General features: G+C 61.8%; 22 protein-coding genes. 18 read left to right on the top strand and 4 right to left on the bottom strand.

Annotation, left to right across the window (positions count from 1 at the left end):
* The first annotated feature begins 6 nt into the window (after positions 1-6).
* From AC1DMA_RS16940 to AC1DMA_RS16960, 5 genes are read left to right on the top strand one after another with little or no spacing between them, the layout of a single operon-like run.
* Entirely contained in the window at positions 7-1173 is a 1167-nt protein-coding gene (locus tag AC1DMA_RS16940) for an MlaE family ABC transporter permease (protein WP_478128829.1), read from the top strand.
* Positions 1173-2030, top strand: a complete 858-nt coding sequence (locus tag AC1DMA_RS16945) for an ABC transporter ATP-binding protein (protein ID WP_478128828.1) — start codon at positions 1173-1175, stop codon at positions 2028-2030. Before AC1DMA_RS16940 ends, AC1DMA_RS16945 begins: the two co-directional genes overlap by 1 nt.
* 5 nt (positions 2031-2035) lie before the next feature.
* Positions 2036-3022 carry an MlaD family protein gene (locus AC1DMA_RS16950; RefSeq protein WP_478144927.1) on the top strand — a complete coding sequence of 329 codons (987 nt, stop codon included), beginning with the start codon at positions 2036-2038 and terminating at the stop codon, positions 3020-3022.
* A gap of 10 nt (positions 3023-3032) precedes the next feature.
* A complete protein-coding gene (locus tag AC1DMA_RS16955) occupies positions 3033-3722 on the top strand; it encodes an ABC-type transport auxiliary lipoprotein family protein (protein WP_478144928.1) in 690 nt (229 codons plus the stop codon).
* Between the two features lie 18 nt (positions 3723-3740).
* Positions 3741-4205, top strand: coding sequence for a metallophosphoesterase family protein (locus AC1DMA_RS16960; RefSeq protein ID WP_478128825.1), 465 nt, complete (start codon positions 3741-3743; stop codon positions 4203-4205).
* A gap of 8 nt (positions 4206-4213) precedes the next feature.
* Here the strand turns inward: AC1DMA_RS16960 and AC1DMA_RS16965 are convergent, their stop codons facing one another.
* Together AC1DMA_RS16965 and AC1DMA_RS16970 are read right to left on the bottom strand one after the other, a co-directional pair.
* Positions 4214-4870, bottom strand: coding sequence for a MarC family protein (locus AC1DMA_RS16965; RefSeq protein WP_478128824.1), 657 nt, complete (start codon positions 4868-4870; stop codon positions 4214-4216).
* Positions 4871-5617 carry an SDR family oxidoreductase gene (locus AC1DMA_RS16970; protein ID WP_478128823.1) on the bottom strand — a complete coding sequence of 249 codons (747 nt, stop codon included), beginning with the start codon at positions 5615-5617 and terminating at the stop codon, positions 4871-4873. It lies immediately after the preceding gene.
* A 72-nt stretch (positions 5618-5689) separates the two neighbouring features.
* Between AC1DMA_RS16970 and AC1DMA_RS16975 the strand changes: the two genes are divergently transcribed.
* Together AC1DMA_RS16975 and AC1DMA_RS16980 are read left to right on the top strand one after the other, a co-directional pair.
* Positions 5690-6310 (top strand): DsbA family protein, encoded by a 621-nt coding sequence (locus AC1DMA_RS16975; protein WP_478128822.1) that lies wholly within the window; start codon positions 5690-5692, stop codon positions 6308-6310.
* 2 nt (positions 6311-6312) lie between these two features.
* A complete protein-coding gene (locus tag AC1DMA_RS16980; RefSeq protein WP_478144929.1) occupies positions 6313-6999 on the top strand; it encodes a dienelactone hydrolase family protein in 687 nt (228 codons plus the stop codon).
* 12 nt (positions 7000-7011) lie between these two features.
* Here the strand turns inward: AC1DMA_RS16980 and AC1DMA_RS16985 are convergent, their stop codons facing one another.
* Complete coding sequence (locus AC1DMA_RS16985) at positions 7012-7965, bottom strand: LysR family transcriptional regulator (RefSeq protein WP_478128820.1); 954 nt, start codon at positions 7963-7965, stop codon at positions 7012-7014.
* A 151-nt stretch (positions 7966-8116) separates the two neighbouring features.
* On the opposite strand from AC1DMA_RS16985, the gene AC1DMA_RS16990 reads away from it, so the two are divergent.
* Together AC1DMA_RS16990 and AC1DMA_RS16995 are read left to right on the top strand one after the other, a co-directional pair.
* On the top strand, positions 8117-8467 hold the full coding sequence (locus AC1DMA_RS16990; RefSeq protein WP_478128819.1) for an alpha/beta hydrolase: 351 nt from the start codon (positions 8117-8119) through the stop codon (positions 8465-8467).
* A 208-nt stretch (positions 8468-8675) separates the two neighbouring features.
* Positions 8676-9044 carry a DUF4148 domain-containing protein gene (locus AC1DMA_RS16995; protein ID WP_478128818.1) on the top strand — a complete coding sequence of 123 codons (369 nt, stop codon included), beginning with the start codon at positions 8676-8678 and terminating at the stop codon, positions 9042-9044.
* 97 nt (positions 9045-9141) lie between these two features.
* Here the strand turns inward: AC1DMA_RS16995 and hemB are convergent, their stop codons facing one another.
* Positions 9142-10146: a porphobilinogen synthase gene (gene hemB / locus AC1DMA_RS17000; protein ID WP_478128817.1), complete on the bottom strand. Its 1005-nt coding sequence runs from the start codon at positions 10144-10146 to the stop codon at positions 9142-9144.
* A gap of 302 nt (positions 10147-10448) precedes the next feature.
* Between hemB and AC1DMA_RS17005 the strand changes: the two genes are divergently transcribed.
* The 9 genes from AC1DMA_RS17005 to AC1DMA_RS17045 all read left to right on the top strand — a co-directional run.
* On the top strand, positions 10449-10877 hold the full coding sequence (locus tag AC1DMA_RS17005) for a CopD family protein (protein WP_478128816.1): 429 nt from the start codon (positions 10449-10451) through the stop codon (positions 10875-10877).
* 5 nt (positions 10878-10882) lie between these two features.
* Positions 10883-11998, top strand: coding sequence for a VanZ family protein (locus AC1DMA_RS17010; protein ID WP_478128815.1), 1116 nt, complete (start codon positions 10883-10885; stop codon positions 11996-11998).
* Between the two features lie 59 nt (positions 11999-12057).
* On the top strand, positions 12058-12411 hold the full coding sequence (locus tag AC1DMA_RS17015) for a (2Fe-2S) ferredoxin domain-containing protein (protein ID WP_478144930.1): 354 nt from the start codon (positions 12058-12060) through the stop codon (positions 12409-12411).
* A gap of 10 nt (positions 12412-12421) precedes the next feature.
* A complete protein-coding gene (locus AC1DMA_RS17020; protein WP_478128813.1) occupies positions 12422-13054 on the top strand; it encodes an alpha/beta hydrolase in 633 nt (210 codons plus the stop codon).
* 48 nt (positions 13055-13102) lie between these two features.
* A complete protein-coding gene (locus AC1DMA_RS17025) occupies positions 13103-14272 on the top strand; it encodes a D-alanyl-D-alanine carboxypeptidase family protein (protein WP_478144931.1) in 1170 nt (389 codons plus the stop codon).
* Between the two features lie 174 nt (positions 14273-14446).
* Complete coding sequence (rpsL, locus tag AC1DMA_RS17030; protein ID WP_028249584.1) at positions 14447-14824, top strand: 30S ribosomal protein S12; 378 nt, start codon at positions 14447-14449, stop codon at positions 14822-14824.
* Positions 14825-14967: 143 nt separating this feature from the next.
* Positions 14968-15441 (top strand): 30S ribosomal protein S7, encoded by a 474-nt coding sequence (gene rpsG / locus AC1DMA_RS17035; protein WP_077002363.1) that lies wholly within the window; start codon positions 14968-14970, stop codon positions 15439-15441.
* Positions 15442-15524: 83 nt separating this feature from the next.
* The gene (fusA, locus tag AC1DMA_RS17040; protein ID WP_478128811.1) at positions 15525-17627 is read left to right on the top strand and encodes an elongation factor G; all 2103 of its coding nucleotides are present in this window, start codon (positions 15525-15527) and stop codon (positions 17625-17627) included.
* 113 nt (positions 17628-17740) lie between these two features.
* A partial coding sequence (locus tag AC1DMA_RS17045; RefSeq protein ID WP_478128708.1) for a GTP-binding protein occupies positions 17741-18021 on the top strand: 281 nt, incomplete at its 3' end.

Below are 18021 nucleotides of genomic sequence, written 5' to 3' on the forward strand. Positions count from 1 at the left end.
CACAGCATGCCCTCCGAGTCCCTGTCGCCCGCCGTAGCGCAAGATGCCGAAAGCATCAGGCCGCGCGTGGAGGAGCGCCGACAGGACGACGGAAACTGGGCCGTGGCCAGCGGCCGCTGGACGGCGCTCGCGATGTCTTCGCGCCGAACCTGGGACGCGCTGTCGAGCAATCTCGCCGGCGTTCCGGCCAACGACGATCGGCTCTGGGATTTGCGGCCGATCGAGCAGCTCGACCACATCGGCGCGCAATTGCTCTGGAACCATTGGCACCAGGCGTGGCCGGCGAAGGTCGAGATGGACTCGCAGCACAAGGCCGTGCTGGACCAGGTCGCCCTGTACACCTGCAGCGCACCTGCCGAACCCGGTTTGACGCTGGCCGATCGTTTCAAGGCCTTTGCGCACAACGGCCCGCGCATGATGTTCGTGGCGCGCGATTTTCTACGACTCATCGGGCAACTCACACTGGACATCGGCAGGCTTGTGCGGGCGCCGCATCGCGGCCCCTGGCGGGACTTTTCGGGGCAGATTTATCAGTTCGGCACCACGGCATTGCCGATCACCGCGCTGGTGGGCCTCCTGATCGGGGTGGTATTGGCTTACCTTACGTCCCAGCAATTGCGGCAGTACGGGGCTGAAACCTTCATCGTGAACATCCTTGGCTTGTCACTGATCCGCGAACTCGGCCCCGTGCTGGCCGCGGTGTTGATCGCCGGGCGTTCCGGCTCGGCCATCACCGCGCAGATCGGCGTCATGCGAGTGACCGAGGAACTCGACGCCATGCGCGTGATGGGCATTCCGCACGGCTTCAGGCTCGTGATGCCCCGCGTGCTGGCGCTGGCGATCGCAATGCCGCTCATCAGCATGTGGACCTCGATGGCGGCGCTGTCCGGCGGAATGATCGCTGCCGATCTCTCGCTCGACATCTCTCCTGCATATTTCATGTCGGCGCTGCCGCGCGCGGTGCCGATGTCCAACCTCTGGCTGGCAATGGCGAAGTCGGCCGTCTTCGGCATTCTCATTGCGCTGATCGGCTGCTACTTCGGCATGAAAGTCAAACCGAACACCGAGAGCCTCGGCCGGGGCACGACATCGTCGGTGGTGGCGTCCATCACGGTCGTGATCCTCGTCGATGCACTGTTCGCGGTGCTCTTCAAAGGCGTGGGGTTTCGCTGATGGCCGAAGCAACAAGCGGCAATGCGTCCTCGCCTGTGGTTGATATCCGCAAGCTCTGGACCGTCTTCAAGTCGCCGGATGGCGAACAGGTGGTGCATCGCGATCTCGACCTCACGATCCAGCGCGGAGAAGTCCTGTCGCTCGTGGGCGGATCGGGCACCGGCAAGACCGTGCTGTTGCGCCAGATTCTGGGGCTCGAGCATCCGACCAAGGGCGAGGTCACCGTGCTGGGACATCTACCGGGGCAACTCGGCGCCAAGGAAGCCGCCAATGTCGGCATGCTCTTTCAGCACGGAGCGCTGTTCTCCGCATTCAGCGTTCTCGACAACATCGCGTTTCCGCTGAGGGAGCTCAAGCTGCTGCCCAACGATCTGATCCGGGACGCCGCGCTGGTCAAGTTGCAAATGGTCGGCCTGGATCCGAAGCACGCGTCCAAGAGCCCTGCCGATTTGTCCGGCGGGATGATCAAGCGGGTGGCACTGGCGCGGGCTTTGATCATGGACCCGCCATTGCTGTTGCTCGACGAACCCACGGCCGGCCTCGATCCCGAAGGGGCCGACGGCTTCTGCGATTTGCTGCTCGGATTGCATCGCGAACTCGGACTCACGGTGGTGATGGTCACGCATGACCTGGACACGCTCTTCGAGCTGAGCACGCGCATTGCAGTGCTGGCGGACCAGAAGGTCATCGTCGCCGGAACGGCACGCGACGTGATCGCCTATCCCCATCCGTTCATCCACGAATACTTTCTCGGCGGCCGTGGCCAGCGCGCCATGGAGGCGCTGCATGACCACTCCGCGCCAGCGCCGCTTGCTGCTCGCACGGGCAGCGGTGCGGCCCCCTCGTTCGAAAGGTAGCTGCCATGGAAAACAAGGCCCACGCCCTCGCCGCCGGAGCCTTTGTGCTCGGCCTCATCGCGGTGCTTGTCGCCCTGGTGGTCTGGCTCACGCGCGACGACACCGTGCGCAACATCTATGAGCTGTCCACCCGCGACGCGGTCAGTGGACTGCAGCCGCAGGCGATGGTCCGTTATCGCGGCATCGCGGTCGGCAAGGTGGCATCGATCGACTTCGACCCCAAGGTCAAGGGCAATGTCCGCGTGCGCATCACCGTTGACGAACGCGTGCCGCTCACGACGTCGACCTTTGCCACCCTGAGCTATCAAGGCGTGACCGGGCTGGCTTTCATTGCGCTCGACGACAAGGGAGAGTCGCAGGTGGCATTGGTGCCCGACAACAGCAATCCGCCGCGCATTCCGCTCAAGCCATCGCTGCTTGCTCAACTGCAGGACCGGGGCGAGGCGATCATCGGCAAGGTCGAGGAAGCGACGGGCCGCATCAATACGCTCTTCAGCAGCGAGAACCAGAAGCGCATTGCGGACGCGCTCGAGAACATCTCGCAGGCGGCGGCCAGTGCCAATGAACTCACGCGCTCGCTGGACAACACAGTGAAGACGGGCCTGAACCCGGCGCTCAAGGCGCTCCCGCCGCTGGTGGATCGCACCAAGGACACGATGATCACCGTCAAGGCTGCGGCCGGTGATGTTTCGCGCGTTGCCAAGAATCTCAATACCACCGTCGGCCGCCTCAATGCCGCGGACGGGCCGATCGATCGACTGGGCGAAGGTACGAAGGCTCTGTCGCAGGCGGTGGATTCATTCAACACGGCCACCTTGCCACGCGTGAACCGAGTTGCGGACGACACTTCGAGGGCCGTGCGCCGCCTCGGGCGCGCGGCGGAGGGCATCAACGAGAACCCACAATCGCTGCTGTTCGGTACGGGCGGCGTGGACGCGGGACCGGGTGAGCCAGGCTTCACGTCGCCGTCTGGTTCGACCGCCCGCCATTGAAGACACCATCATGAAAATACGTGACGCACTGAAGATCGCCGCGGCCGAATCTGGTGCAGGTCGCTTGTTGGCGATCGGCAGCTTCGCGGCCCTCATCGCCTTGGGGGGGTGCGGCGCTTTGCCCGACAAGCCCGCTCGTGCGACGCTTTACGATTTCGGCCCCGGACCTCTGGCGACAACGCCCGCAGCAGCACCAGCGGCCACGCCGGCGCTGCCGACGCTAGCACTGGCCGATTTCGACGCCTCGTCACGCCTGGACGGCACTCAGATGCTCTACCGCCTTGGCTATGCCGATGCGAACGAAGTTCACCCCTACGGTCAATCGCGCTGGAGCCAGCCGCCCGCCCAATTGCTGCGTCAGCGCGTGCGCGACGCCTTGGCCGCGGACCGGACCGTGCTCGGCCCGGAGGAGAGCGCGATGATCGCCCGCACCCAAGGCCGGGTGCCCGACACGCTGCGTGTATCGCTTGAGGAGTTCAGCCATTTCTTCGAATCGCCGGACAAGAGCGCAGGATGGGTTCGCGTGAATGCCACGCTCATACGCAGCAACGCGGGCGGCGATCGCGTCCTCGCGCAACGAAGTTTCGCGGCGCGGAGGCCCGCGCCGAGCAACGACGCGCCCGGAGGAGTGAAAGCGCTCGCCGCGGCCACCGATGCCGTCGTTGCAGATCTGGTGGCCTGGGTGGCGCAGGCTCGCTGAATCGACCGGAGCCGCGGCATGCAGCGTATCGGACTCATTTCTGACACCCATGGCCTGCTGAGGCCCGAAGCGCTGGCCTTCCTGCGCGGCTGTCAGCACATCATTCATGGCGGCGACATCGGCGAGCAACGGATCCTCGACGAACTGGCCGCCATTGCCCCGGTGACCGCAGTGCGCGGCAACAACGACATGGCGCCGTGGGCGAAGGACGTGCCGGACACGGCGGTGATCGAAATCGATGGCGTGCGCGTGTATGCGATTCACGACCTGGGGCAACTGGACATCGATCCCGCCGCTGCAGGCGTGCGTGTGGTGATGTCAGGGCACTCGCATCGGCCGCTTGCACGGGAAAGAGACGGCGTCCTGTACATCAATCCCGGCAGCGCAGGACCCAGGCGGTTCAAGCTGCCGATCTCGGCGGCCGAACTTCTGTTGGATGGCGGCGCCGTCACGTCTCGGATCGTCGAACTGGTAGCGCGATAACCGCAGCTTCAAAGGGTCCGACGAAGCACCGGGAAGAGCGTACTGAGTCCGACGGACATCACTTCGACCGCCAAGGCGGCGAGGATAAGCCCCATCAAACGCGTCATCACGTTGATGCCCGTCTTGCCAAGCACTCTCGCGATCGGCTCCGCCAGCGAAAACGTGACGCCGGTCGCGACACCGATCACGACGCCGTAGCCGACCAGGACCGCGAGTTCCCAGACGTGCTGCGCTCTTTCGGCAAAGATGACCACCGTCGACATGGTCGCCGGTCCGGTCAGCAACGGAATGGTGAGCGGCACCACCGCAATGGAGGCGCCGAGTGAAGCCTTCACTTCGGCTGCGCGGATTTCGTCGCTAGTGGATTTCGATTCGGCCGGCTGAGCGTTGAGCATGCTCAGGGAACTCATCAGCAGCAACATGCCCCCACCGACCTGAAAGCTCGCGATCGAGATGCCGAAGAACGAAAGCAGCTGCAGCCCCAATAGCGCGCTGACCGCTATCACGACGAACGCACTGAAAGCGGACACCCAGGCTGTGCGCCTGCGCTGCTGTTCGGTGCAACCGTGCGTATAGTGGATGAAGAACGGCACGATCGCCAGGGGGTTCACGATGGCCAGCAGCGTGATCAGCGGCTTGATCAGGTCCATCGTCTGGTTGGCCATCTAGCGCCCGCCTGTCACATCGAGAATTGTTGCCGTGACGTAGCTCGCCTCTGCCGAAAGCAGCCAGACAATTCCGTTGGCGACTTCTTCGGCGCTGCCTGTGCGCTTCATGGGGACAGTCGGTGCGAGCTGCGCAGCCCGATCGGGAAGTCCGCCGGACGCATGGATCTCAGTGTCGATCAGCCCAGGCCGCACGGCATTGACGCGAATGCCTTCATCGGCAACCTCCTTGGCCAAGCCGATGGTGAAGCTGTCGATGGCGCCCTTGCTCGCCGCGTAGTCGACGTACTGGCCCGGCGATCCGAGCCGCGCCGCGGCGCTGGAGAGGTTCACGATGGCGCCGCCGCTCCCGCCGTGCCGCGTGCTCATGCGCCGGACGGCCTCGCGGGCGCACACGAAGCTGCCGATCACGTTGATGCGCATCATGCGTTCCAGACGCTCCACCGTCATCTCGTCCACTCGCGCCTGCATGTCGACCACACCGGCGTTGTTGACCAGCCCGGTCAGCGGGCCGAGCTTGGCGTCCACCTTCTCGAACATGGCCCGCACCTGCGCTTCATCGCCCACGTCGGCTTGCACTGTGATTGCGGTTCCGCCGCCTGCGCGGATGGTTCGGACGACCTCGTCGGCGGCCAGCGAATTGCGCGTGTAGTTGATCGCGACCGCGTACCCTCGCTGCGCAGCCAGCAGGGCGGTAGCGGCGCCGATTCCACGGCTGCCGCCGGTGATCAGAAGCACCTGGTTCAAATCCCACCTCCTGCACGGAAGCCGTGCCTCAGTTAAAAACGACCGCATGGATTACACACCGAGGAGACGCCCGTGAGCCGCAGCATCGACTACTACTTCACGCCGCAAAGCCCATGGACCTATCTCGGGCATGCGAGATTCACCGACATTGCAAAGTCCTGCAATGCCGATGTGCGGATAAGGCCGATCGACGTCGGCGCGGTTTTTCCGGTTTCCGGGGGCCTCCCTCTGGGCAAGCGCGCGCCGCAGCGGCAGGCCTACAGGCTGGTCGAACTCGCCCGCTTTTCGCGTCACCTGGACATTCCGCTGAACCTGAAGCCCAAGTTCTTTCCTGTTGCCAGCGACGACGCGGCACGGCTCATCATCGCGGTAGACCTCCACGACGGCACCGAAGTCGCGTTGAAGCTCTGCGGCGCCATCTTTGCCGCTGTGTGGGTGCAAGAGCGCAACATTGCCGATCCGAAGGTGCTCGAGGCGCTCGTCACCGAGCACGGGCTTTCGCCGCGCCGGGTCGAGCAGTCGCTCAGCCAGGCCGTGCAGGAGCGCTACGAGGACTACACACAGCAGGCGATCGACGCCAAGGTCTTTGGCGCACCCAGCTATGTCGTCGATGGCGAAATCTTCTGGGGCCAGGATCGCCTGGAGTTCGTCGAACGAGCCCTCAAACAACAACCATCAACCGCAGGAGCATGACCATGGGTCAATTTATCGAACTCACCGCCAAAGACGGCTTCAAGTTTCCCGCGTATGTCGCGGAGCCGTCCGGCAAGCCCAAGGGCGCCGTGGTGGTCGTTCAGGAGATTTTTGGCGTGAATTCGCACATCCGCTCCGTGGCGGACGGCTATGCCGCCGATGGCTACCTGGCGGTCGCGCCGGCGACTTTCCACCGCGTGAAGCAGGGCGTCGAGCTGGGCTACTCGGAAGACGACATGAAGGCCGGCTTCGCGCTGAAGACGGCCGTCGAAGCCCTTCCGGCTCCGGGCGTGCTGCAGGACTTGCAGGCGGCAGTCGACTATGCAGCGAAGGCCGGCAAGGTCGGCATCGTGGGTTATTGCTGGGGCGGCCTGCTGACGTGGCGCGCCGCGGCAAAGGTGTCCGGCCTCGCGGCCGCGGCGCCTTACTACGGCGGCGGAATGACCACGCCGGAGGAAAGCGCGCTCAAACCGAATGTGCCGGTGCTCGCGCACTTCGGCAGCAATGACCACTGGATCCCACTCGACACAGTTGAAGCTTTCAAGAAGGCGCATCCTGACGTCGAGGTGCATGTCTACGAATGCGGACACGGTTTCAACTGCGATCAGCGCGGCTCCTATGACGCCGAAGCCGCCAAGCTTGCACGGCGACGGACCGTCGCCTTCTTCGCCAAGCATCTCGCTGTTTGAGCGCAGGGAGCCTCAGCTCGGCGCCTTTGCCGGGCTGCGGCGCCGGGGCGCAATGCGCCGCGTCGATTTGATCGGTCGCTCTGACTTTCGGATGCGCAACTCCAGGAAGTCGAGCAGCGCGCGCAGTGCGGCACTGTTGTGGCGGCGCTGGGTATATGCCGCATACAGCCATAGATCGGTCGGCATGTAGTCCTTCAACACCGGCACGAGCGCACCGCGCTCGATGTGGGGCTGAGCCATCGCCATCGGAACGCACACCGCGCCGAGTCCGGTGAGCGCAATGGCCGTCAGCAAGGCGGTGTCGTTGGCGTCCATGCGGCTGGACACCGGAACGCTGTAGGGCTCTCCGTCGACCTCGAACGGCAGGCTCGGCGTGGTGCCCAGCAATGAGTACGTCAGGACGTCATGCTGGCGCATGTCGTCCGGCTTTTCGGGCAGGCCGCGCTTGGCCCAATAGCTGGGTGTGGCGCAAAGCGCCAGATCCATCACCTGCAATCGCCGGACGATCAGGTTTTCGTCTCGGATGCGTCCGAGGCGCAGAGCGATGTCGACGCCTTCCTCGACCAGGTCGATGACACGGTTGCTCATGTGCAGGCTCAAGTGCACATCCGGGTACATGGACATGAACTCGCCAACCAAGTCAGGGAATGTGCTCTGGGCGAGCCCGTGCGGCGCCGTGATCCGCAGCCGTCCACGCGGATGGCCGGCGTGATCCTGCAGTTCACTTTGCGTGAGTTCGATCATTTCCATCAGCGGCTTGCTACGCTCGAGCAGCAAGTGGCCGGCGTCGGTCAAGCTGACGGAGCGCGTCGAGCGGTTGAGCAGCCGTACGCCGAACCGCTCTTCGAGATGGGCCACGTACTTGCTGACGTTAGCCTTGGACATGCCGAGCGCGGTTGCCGCGCGCGAAAAGCTGCCTCGGGCGGCAACTTCGCGAAAGGTTTTGAGTAGATCAAGACCGTCCATTCAATTCCTATTGTTTCTGTTTGACGAACACGGCGGTTCATTTTCATAGGGGTTTATACCTACTCTTCAGTCGTAAGCTTCCACCTCACAGAACAGCGAAGGCTGATCTGGATGAACGACATCCCTCCCAAGTCAATGAAGGAACACTGAAATGAACGCCTTGAAGATCATCGCTGCAGCCGCTCTCTCGATTCTCGCCGCCGCTGGTGCGCAAGCCGAAACCTATGACGGCGTTCACGCACCGGTGTCTGCAAACAGCCGCGCCGACGTGAATGCGCAAGCCGTCGTTGCAGCCCGCACCGACAACCCGTATGCCGAAGCAACGTCGTCGCGCGTGGCACCTGCACTGACCGCTTCTGCTGATCGCTCGGCCATCCGCGCCCAAGCAGTCGCGACGGCTCACGAAGCGAACCAGAACCTGGATCGCAAAGCTTTTGTGAACAGCGTCATTCCGTCGCAATACAACATCGTGCGTCCGGTGACGCAACAAGCTGGTCTCTGATCCTCGGATCGCGACGGAGCCGGATCTCGCAAGCGCGCGGGTCCAGCTTCAGGCTGGCTGCAATAGGGCACAACATTGTTTCCGCCGAGGAAACGCCGTGTCTCTTTTCTCAGTGTTTTCCCCATGGTGATTCACCGGAAACTTCAACGCACAGGCCAGCGACAGCGAGCCTGGCTCAAAAACTCCGACGAATCAAAGGAACTGAAAAATGAAGACCTCGAAAATCCTCGCCGCTGCCGCTCTCTCGATCCTCGCTGCCGCAGGCGCTCAGGCCGAAACGTACCAAGGCGTGCAAACGAGCGTCTCGGCAAAGAGCCGCGACGAAGTCGGTGCCGAAGCCATTCGTGCCGCTTCCGCCGCTGACCAGAACATCCCCCGCGGTTCCCGTGGTGCGGAGCCGTTCAAGCCAGTCGCTGATTCGGCCACGGTTCGCGCTCAAGCCATCGCCACCGCGAGCGCTCCGGACCAGAACGTATCGGCTGGTTCGCGCGTGAACAGCCGTGTGATCTCGACCATGAACAATCAGGCTCAGCCGCGCGTTCAAGCCCAAAAGGAAGGCGCAGCCACGGCCAAGTAATTCTGGCTGTCTGCTGAGCAAATAAAAAAAGAGCCGGACGGCGCGCGAGCGCCGACCGGCTCTTTTTTTATGTGCCTGCTGCAGCCTCGTTTGCCTCTCAACCCTGCTTCAGCAGCCGCGCTGCCTCGAGCGCGAAATAGGTGAGCACACCATCAGCCCCGGCCCGCTTGAATGCCAGGAGGCTCTCGAGCATCACTCCGTCGTGGTCGAGCCAACCGTTCTGTGCCGCCGCCTTGAGCATCGCGTATTCACCGCTTACCTGGTAGGCGAATGTCGGCACATGGAACTCGTCCTTCACTCGCCGAACAATGTCGAGGTACGGCATCCCGGGCTTGACCATCACCATGTCCGCGCCCTCGGCGATGTCAATCGCGACTTCGCGCAAGGCTTCGTCGCTGTTGCCGGGGTCCATCTGGTAGACCTTCTTGTTGCTCTTGCCAAGGTTTGTGGCCGAACCGACCGCATCGCGAAATGGCCCATAGAAGGCGCTGGCGTACTTCGCGCTGTAGGCCATGATCCGCGTGTGAATGTCGCCACGCGCTTCCAGCGCATGGCGGATCGCGCCGATCCGGCCGTCCATCATGTCGCTTGGTGCCACGATGTCCACGCCTGCCTGCGATTGCGTGAGTGCCTGCTTGACCAGTACTTCTACTGTGGGATCGTTGAGGATGTACCCGGTCTCGTCGAGGAGGCCGTCCTGGCCATGGCTGGTGTAAGGGTCCAGCGCGACGTCGGTCATCACTCCGAGTTCCGGGAACCTTGCCTTCAACGCCGCAACCACCCGCGGAACCAGGCCGTTCGGATTGCAAGCTTCATCGCCTCCCGGCGTCTTGAGACTTGGGTCGATCACGGGAAACAAGGCGATCACCGGAACGCCCAGTTCAACGCATTCCTCGGCCACGAGCAAAAGGGTGTCCAGGCTCAGCCGCTCCACCCCCGGCATCGAGGGGACCGCGTCGCGTCGCTTTTCCCCTTCTTGCACGAAAACGGGATAGATCAGGTCGTGCGCCGAGAGCCTGTGCTCGCGTACCAGGTTGCGCGTGAAGGCGTCCCGGCGAAGGCGGCGCGGCCGACCTGCGGGGAAGGGGGCATGAAGGGTCATGTCGAAAATTGTGCCCCAAGACATCCGAGAACTCTTTGGCCTCTTTGAGTCAGCTCCAAACAAAATCGCGCGAAAACGAACTCTTCTTGTTGCGTTTCCAAGCCGAATGTTCGAAAAAAGTCACCGTTAGCTTGATAGGTTGTTTTGCCTTTGTTAAATTCTGTCTTGGGCGGCTTGCCGCTCCCCGCTTTTCCTCCCTGAGCGGGTGCCTTGATGTGTGACAGCAAAAGGGCTTCCCAGCCCGGCGTTTTTGGCGCCGGGCTTTTTTTTGCCTTCAGGCACACCCACTACACTGCAGCACCATGCTTTGGGTCAAATCGCTGCACATCGTCTTCATCACCAGCTGGTTTGCGGGCCTGTTCTATTTGCCGCGAATCTTCGTCAATCTGGCGATGGTCGCGCCCGAGTCAGTTTCGGAACGTGCGCGGCTTTTGCTCATGGCGCGAAAGCTTTTTCGCTTCACTACATTCCTCGCGGTCCCGGCAATCGGCTTCGGCGCCTGGCTATGGCTCGGCTATGGCATTGGCCGCGGTCCCGGCAACGACTGGATGCACGCGAAGCTGGCGCTGGTGCTTCTCGTGATCGGTTACCACCACGCATGCGGCGTGCTCTTGCGCCACTTCCTGGCTGGCGATGTCCGGCGCAGTCACCGCTGGTACCGATGGTTCAACGAACTGCCGGTGTTTCTTTTGCTCGGAATCGTAGTGCTGGTTGTCGTCAAGCCTTTCTGAGCCCCGTGGCAGCGCCGCACAAATCCGTCGCCCTTCCGCTGACACTGGCGTACGCGGCGCTCATCGTCTACGCAAGCCTTTATCCTTTCTCCGAATGGCGCGACCAGGGGATTGCTCCGTGGGCATACCTGGCTGCCCCATGGCCCAGATACTGGACAGCGTTTGATTTTGGAATCAACGTCGTGGGCTACTTGCCATTGGGTTTCCTGGCGGCCGTCTCCATCGTCCGCGCTCGGCCCGGAACGGGCGCAGCCCCAACCATTTTTCGCGCGACAGCTGTGGGTGCGGCAGTCTCCTTCGCAATGGAGACTCTGCAAAGCTATCTGCCCGCGCGCATTCCCTCGAACGTCGACCTGGGGCTGAACACCGCCGGAGCCCTTCTTGGAGCGGTGCTCGCAGTGGCATTCGAGCACTTTGGCGCTGTTGCGCACTGGCATCGGACCCGCTCCACGTGGTTCGTCGAAGAGTCTCGCGGGGGCCTTGTCCTGCTTGCACTCTGGCCACCCGCATTGTTGTTTCCCGCTGCGGTAACGTTCGGCCTCGGGCAAGTGTTCGAGCGTGTCGAAAACGGAATCTCCGAATGGCTTGTGGACACGCCATTTATCGACTGGCTGCCTGTCCGCCAGTTCGAGCTCGAGCCGCTGGTCCCAGGCGTGGAAATGCTCTGCGTCATGCTGGGCGCATTGGTGCCTTGCCTGCTCGGTTTTTTGATCACGCGCTCTATCGTGCGCCGCGCAATACTGCTGCCGCTGACGCTGCTGGTCGGTATTGCGACAACGGCTTTGTCGGCAGCCCTGAGTTACGGTCCGACGCACGCGTGGGCTTGGCTGAGTCTGCCGGTCCAGATCGGCATCGCGGCCGCGCTCTTCGTGGGCGTTCTTCTCCTGCCATCGAAGCGACGGCTTTGCGCGGCATTGCTTCTTGTGGCGGTCGTGGTGCATCTCAGCCTGTTGAACCAGGCGCCGGAAAGTGCCTACTTTGCCCAGACCCTCGCAACTTGGGAGCAGGGGCGGTTCATACGATTCCATGGACTGGCGCAGTGGCTGGGATGGATCTGGCCCTTTGCCACTTTGGGATATGTCCTGGCGGTGTTGTCGGGTCGCTCACGGGGAGTCTCCTAGGCGGAGCGACCTTGTCCCCGTGAATGCATCGGCGCTGCCGCGCTCCCTACAATGACCCGATGTCCAGAACAAGCCCCCCCGCGCCAGCGAGTTACTACGGCCGCCACATCTTCTTCTGCCTGAACGAACGCAAGAGCAGCGAAGACTCTTGCTCCAAGCACAACGCCCAGGGCGGGTTCGATCGCTGCAAGGCGCGCGTCAAGGAGGCGGGATTGTCCGGGCCGGGAAAGGTCCGCGTCAACAAGGCGGGCTGCCTGGATCGATGCGCCGGCGGCCCTGTGGCTGTGGTCTATCCGGAAGGCGTCTGGTACACCTTCGTCGATAAGGACGACATCGACGAAATCGTCGAGTCTCACCTGAAAAACGGCCAGATCGTCGAGCGCCTGCTGCTCCCGCCGGACGTAGGTCGTTGATCTCCCGCCAATGAATTCGCACACTGAAAGACTCCTGCTGAATGGCGCAGCTGGCGCCATCGAGGTCCTCCGCGACCCGGCGGTTGAAGGAATCCCGCCGCGCGGTGTGGCAGTCATCGCGCATCCTCACCCGCTTTTTGGCGGGACGATGGACAACAAGGTCGTCCAGACGCTTGCTCGCGCTTTCGTTGCCTGCGGCTGGATTGCGGTGCGCTTCAATTTTCGCGGCATCGGGGCCAGCGAGGGCGTCCACGATGAAGGGCGCGGCGAATGCGAAGACATGCTTTCCGTGATCGAGCAAGTGGCGCTTGGCGAGCCTTTGGCGATCGCCGGTTTTTCGTTCGGAGCCTTCGTGGCGAGTTGCGCCGTCGAAAAGCTCTCGGGATCGCGGGACATCTCCCAGATCGTCCTCGTCGGAACGGCCGCCTCGCGATTTTCGGTCTCCAGTTTGCCGACGGAGTGGCACGAACGCGCTCTCGTCATTCATGGCGAGCAGGACGACACCGTGCCGCTGGCTGCGGTAATGGACTGGGCAAGGCCGCAGGCACTTCCTGTGACAGTCGTTCCGGGCGGCGGACATTTCTTCCACGGACAATTGCCGCTGCTCAAGAATCTCGTGACCCGCCACCTACGCGCGGGCTAGCTTCCTCCTCGCATTCCCGAATTTCCGCGTCCGCTTTTTCGCATCCTCATGAATCGCTTCGTCAAGGCGCTGCGCGCGTTTGCAGTAGCCGCTGCCGCTTCCCTTTGTCTAGCTGCGGTCGCCCAAGTGCCCGCACCACCGGAGGTGGCTGCGCGCAGCTTCTTGTTGCTGGACGTAACGGCCAACCAGATGCTGGCGCAGAAGGACATCGACAGTCCTGTCGAGCCCGGTTCGCTGACCAAGCTGATGTCCGCCTATCTCGTCTTCGATGCACTGAAGTCCAGGAAGATCACTCTTGAACAGCCACTGCCAGTCAGCGCTCGAGCCTGGAAGATGCCTGGTTCGCGTATGTTCATCGATCCGAAAATGCACGTGCCGGCCGAAGATTTGATCAAGGGAATGATCGTCCAGTCGGCGAACGACGCCACGATGGTCCTGGCCGAAGCGGTGGGAGGCACCGTCGAGCATTTCGTCGAATCGATGAACGATCAGGCCAAGGTCCTCGGACTAAAGAACACCGTCTATAAGAACCCGGAAGGGCTTGCGGCACCGGGACAAGCCACCACGGCGCGTGATCTCGGCGTCCTTGCGACCCGACTGATCCGTGACTTTCCCGAGTACATGCATTTCTTTGCGATCAAGAAGTATCGCTTTCCGGGAACACCCTCCACCAACGACACCAGCCGGAATTTGCTGCTGTTTCGCGATCCGACGGTCGATGGGCTCAAGACAGGCCATACCGAATCCGCGGGCTATTGCCTGGTGGCGACTGCCAAGCGCGACTTCCCGAACCTCAGCGGCGGGCGGCGCCTGATTTCGATCGTGCTGGGGGCCTCCGGCGAAAACGCGCGCGCCAACGAATCCCAGAAGCTCTTGAACTGGGGCTATACGTCGTTTGATGACGTCCTCCTGTTTGAGGCCAATCAACCGGTGGCGACCCCTGCTGTCTGGAAGGGCAAGGAGAGCACTGTCCAGCTGGGAAGGCCCGAGGCGATCGTGGTGGCAGTTCCTGCAGGCTCCGCAACCAAGATCAAGACGCAAGTGGTCCGTCCAGATCCTTTGGTCGCCCCGTTTGCCAAATATCAGCCGGTCGGGTCACTGAAAATCACGCTAGCAGATCAATCCCTCGCCGACGTGCCACTGGTGGCGCTTGGCGCAGTTGATCAGGCAGGTGTCCTTGGCCGTGCATGGGATGCAATCCGCCTCTGGATCAAGTAGCAGTCCCGGCGAAATCGATCGTCTTTGATTTGCCCTGGATCTGCCGCCTTGCTATACTCGCGGGCTTTTCGGAAAAATCCGAAGGGTTTCACGTTTTCGTTATTCCCGGCCTCCTTACACCATGTCACGTCATGAAGAGGAATCTGGCCGGGGTGTTTTGGGACTTATTCATTCATGCCAACCATCAATCAACTGGTGCGTCAGGGTCGCGAGGTCGAAAAGATCAAGTCGAAGAGCCCTGCCATGCAGAACTCGCCGCAACGTCGTGGCGTCTGCACCCGGGTCTACACCACAACCCCGAAGAAGCCGAACTCGGCATTGCGCAAGGTTGCCAAGGTGCGCCTGACCAATGGCTTCGAAGTCATTTCCTACATTGGCGGCGAAGGCCACAATCTCCAGGAACATAGCGTCGTGCTGGTTCGTGGCGGTCGTGTAAAGGATCTGCCCGGAGTTCGCTATCACATCGTTCGCGGTTCCCTGGACCTGCAGGGCGTGAAGGATCGCAAGCAGTCGCGCTCCAAGTACGGCGCAAAGCGCCCTAAGAAGGCTTAACGCTTTCTGTCGTTCAGCGGTGCTCAATTGCCTTGGCGGGCAATCGAGCGAAGTGACCCGCTTTTGGGTCGAGTAAGTGAGGGCTCTAGTCGGCTCTCGCGGTGCCGGAAGCCGGTGCCAACTGAAGCAAAGAGGTTAGAAATATGCCACGTCGTCGCGAAGTCCCCAAACGTGAAATCCTGCCGGATCCCAAGTACGGCAATGTCGAGCTGTCGAAATTCATGAACGTGATCATGGAAGGCGGCAAGAAGGCGGTCGCAGAACGCATCATCTATGGTGCCTTGGACCAGATCGAGAAGAAGAACCCGGGCAAGGACCCGCTGGAGGCCTTCACGATCGCCATCAACAATGTGAAGCCGATGGTCGAAGTGAAGTCGCGCCGGGTTGGTGGTGCGAACTACCAGGTGCCTGTTGAAGTGCGTCCGGTTCGCCGTCTCGCCCTCTCGATGCGCTGGATCAAGGAGGCCGCCCGCAAGCGCGGCGAAAAGTCGATGGCCCTGCGTTTGGCCAACGAACTCATGGAAGCCACCGAAGGCCGTGGTGGTGCTATGAAGAAGCGTGACGAAGTGCACCGCATGGCCGAGGCGAACAAGGCCTTCAGCCACTTCCGCTTCTAAAGAGTCGTCCCCTAATCAGGCTGGCTGGAAGCCCGACCCACCGATGCGGTGGGCGGGCTTTCATCCGTTAATGGAGTAATTTCATGTCACGCAAGACCCCCATCGAGCGCTACCGCAACATTGGTATTTCCGCGCACATCGACGCCGGCAAGACCACCACGACCGAGCGCATTCTTTTCTACACGGGTGTCACCCATAAGCTGGGCGAGGTGCACGATGGTGCGGCGACCACCGACTGGATGGAGCAAGAGCAGGAGCGCGGCATCACGATCACGTCTGCCGCCGTGACCTGTTTCTGGAAGGGCATGGACCACTCCTTCCCCGAGCACCGTATTAACATCATTGACACCCCCGGTCACGTGGACTTCACGATCGAGGTGGAGCGTTCCATGCGCGTGCTGGACGGCGCCGTGATGGTGTACGACTCGGTCGGCGGCGTGCAGCCCCAATCCGAAACGGTTTGGCGCCAAGCAAACAAGTACAAGGTGCCGCGCCTCGCATTTGTGAACAAGATGGACCGCGTCGGCGCCAACTTCTTCCGCGTTCGTCAGATGATGGTTGATCGTCTACGCGCCAATCCCGTGCCAATCGTGATCCCCATCGGTGCCGAGGACAAGTTCCAGGGAGTCGTCGATCTGCGCAAGATGAAGGCAATCTTCTGGGACGAGGCCTCGCAGGGTATGAAGTTCGAGTTCCGCGACATCCCCGCCGAGTTGCTGGAGTCGGCCAAGGAGTGGCGCGAGAAGATGATCGAGAGCGCGGCCGAGGCTTCCGAGGAGCTGATGAACAAGTACCTTGAAGAGGGCGACCTCAGCGAGGCCGAAATCACTCTGGGTCTGCGTACGCGCACAATTGCCGGCGAGATTCAGCCGATGCTGTGCGGCAGTGCGTTCAAGAATAAGGGTGTGCAGCGCATGCTCGACGCAGTGATCGAGCTCATGCCTTCGCCTTTGGATATTCCGCCCGTCGGAGGCACCGACGAGGACGAAAAGGAAGTAAATCGTAAGCCGGACGACGCCGAAAAGTTCTCTGCCTTGGCGTTCAAGCTGATGACCGATCCATACGTGGGTCAACTCACATTCGTGCGTGTCTATTCCGGCGTGCTGAGCAAGGGCGACACGGTTTACAACCCGGTGAAGGGCAAGAAGGAGCGCATCGGTCGTATCGTCCAGATGCACGCTAACGAGCGCTTGGAGATCGAGGAAATTCGCGCTGGCGACATCGCCGCCTGTGTGGGACTGAAAGACGTGACTACCGGCGAAACGCTCTGCGATCCCGACTCCGTCATTACCCTCGAGCGCATGGAGTTCCCAGAGCCGGTTATCTCGCAGGCTGTGGAGCCGAAGACCAAGGCCGATCAGGAAAAGATGGGCATCGCACTGCAGCGTCTCGCCTCGGAAGATCCATCGTTCCGCGTTCGAACCGATGAAGAATCTGGGCAGACCATTATTTCGGGCATGGGCGAGCTCCACCTCGAAATCATCGTTGATCGCATGAAGCGCGAGTTTGGCGTTGAAGCCAATGTCGGCAAGCCGCAGGTTGCTTACCGCGAAACCATCCGCAAGACCGTCGAAGATGCTGAAGGCAAGTTCGTCCGTCAATCAGGCGGTAAGGGACAGTACGGTCACGTTGTGCTCAAGCTTGAGCCGAACGAAGCTGGCAAGGGCTTCGAATTCGTCGACGCAATCAAGGGCGGCGTGGTGCCGCGCGAGTACATCCCCGCGGTTGAAAAGGGTGTCATTGAAGCCCTGGGCCAAGGCGTGTTGGCGGGTTACCCGGTCGTAGACGTTAAGGTCACGCTGCATTTCGGCTCGTACCACGACGTGGACTCGAACGAGATGGCATTCAAGATGGCCGCAATCTTCGGCTTCAAGGAAGGGGCCCGCAAGGCAAGCCCCGTGATCCTCGAGCCGATGATGGCGGTGGAAGTCGAGACGCCTGAAGATTACGCGGGTAACGTGATGGGCGATCTATCCTCTCGCCGTGGCATGGTCCAGGGCATGGACGACATGATCGGTGGCGGCAAGGTCATCAAGGCCGAAGTCCCCTTGTCCGAAATGTTCGGCTACTCGACTACTTTGCGCTCGGCGACCCAAGGTCGAGCCACCTACACGATGGAATTCAAGCACTATTCCGAGGCTCCCCGCAACGTTGCTGAAGCCATCGTTGCATCCCGCGCCAAGTAAGCTCGAATTTTCAGTTGTCTGCGACTGTGTGCCCCTCGTTGCCCGTGGCGAGGGAAGCAGCAACACAGTGCAGACGTAAAACCCTACACGGGCCTGCTCTTCAAGGATAGAAAATGGCAAAAGGAAAATTCACCCGCACGAAGCCGCACGTGAACGTGGGCACGATTGGTCACGTTGACCATGGCAAGACGACTCTGACGGCGGCGATCGCGACGGTGCTGTCGGCGAAGTTCGGCGGCGAAGCTAAGGCCTACGACCAGATCGACGCGGCGCCCGAAGAGAAGGCGCGCGGGATCACGATCAACACCGCGCACGTGGAGTACGAGACGGCCAACCGTCACTATGCGCACGTGGACTGCCCGGGGCACGCTGACTATGTGAAGAACATGATCAC

It is taken from the genome of Variovorax sp. 05N34 (assembly GCF_056397405.1).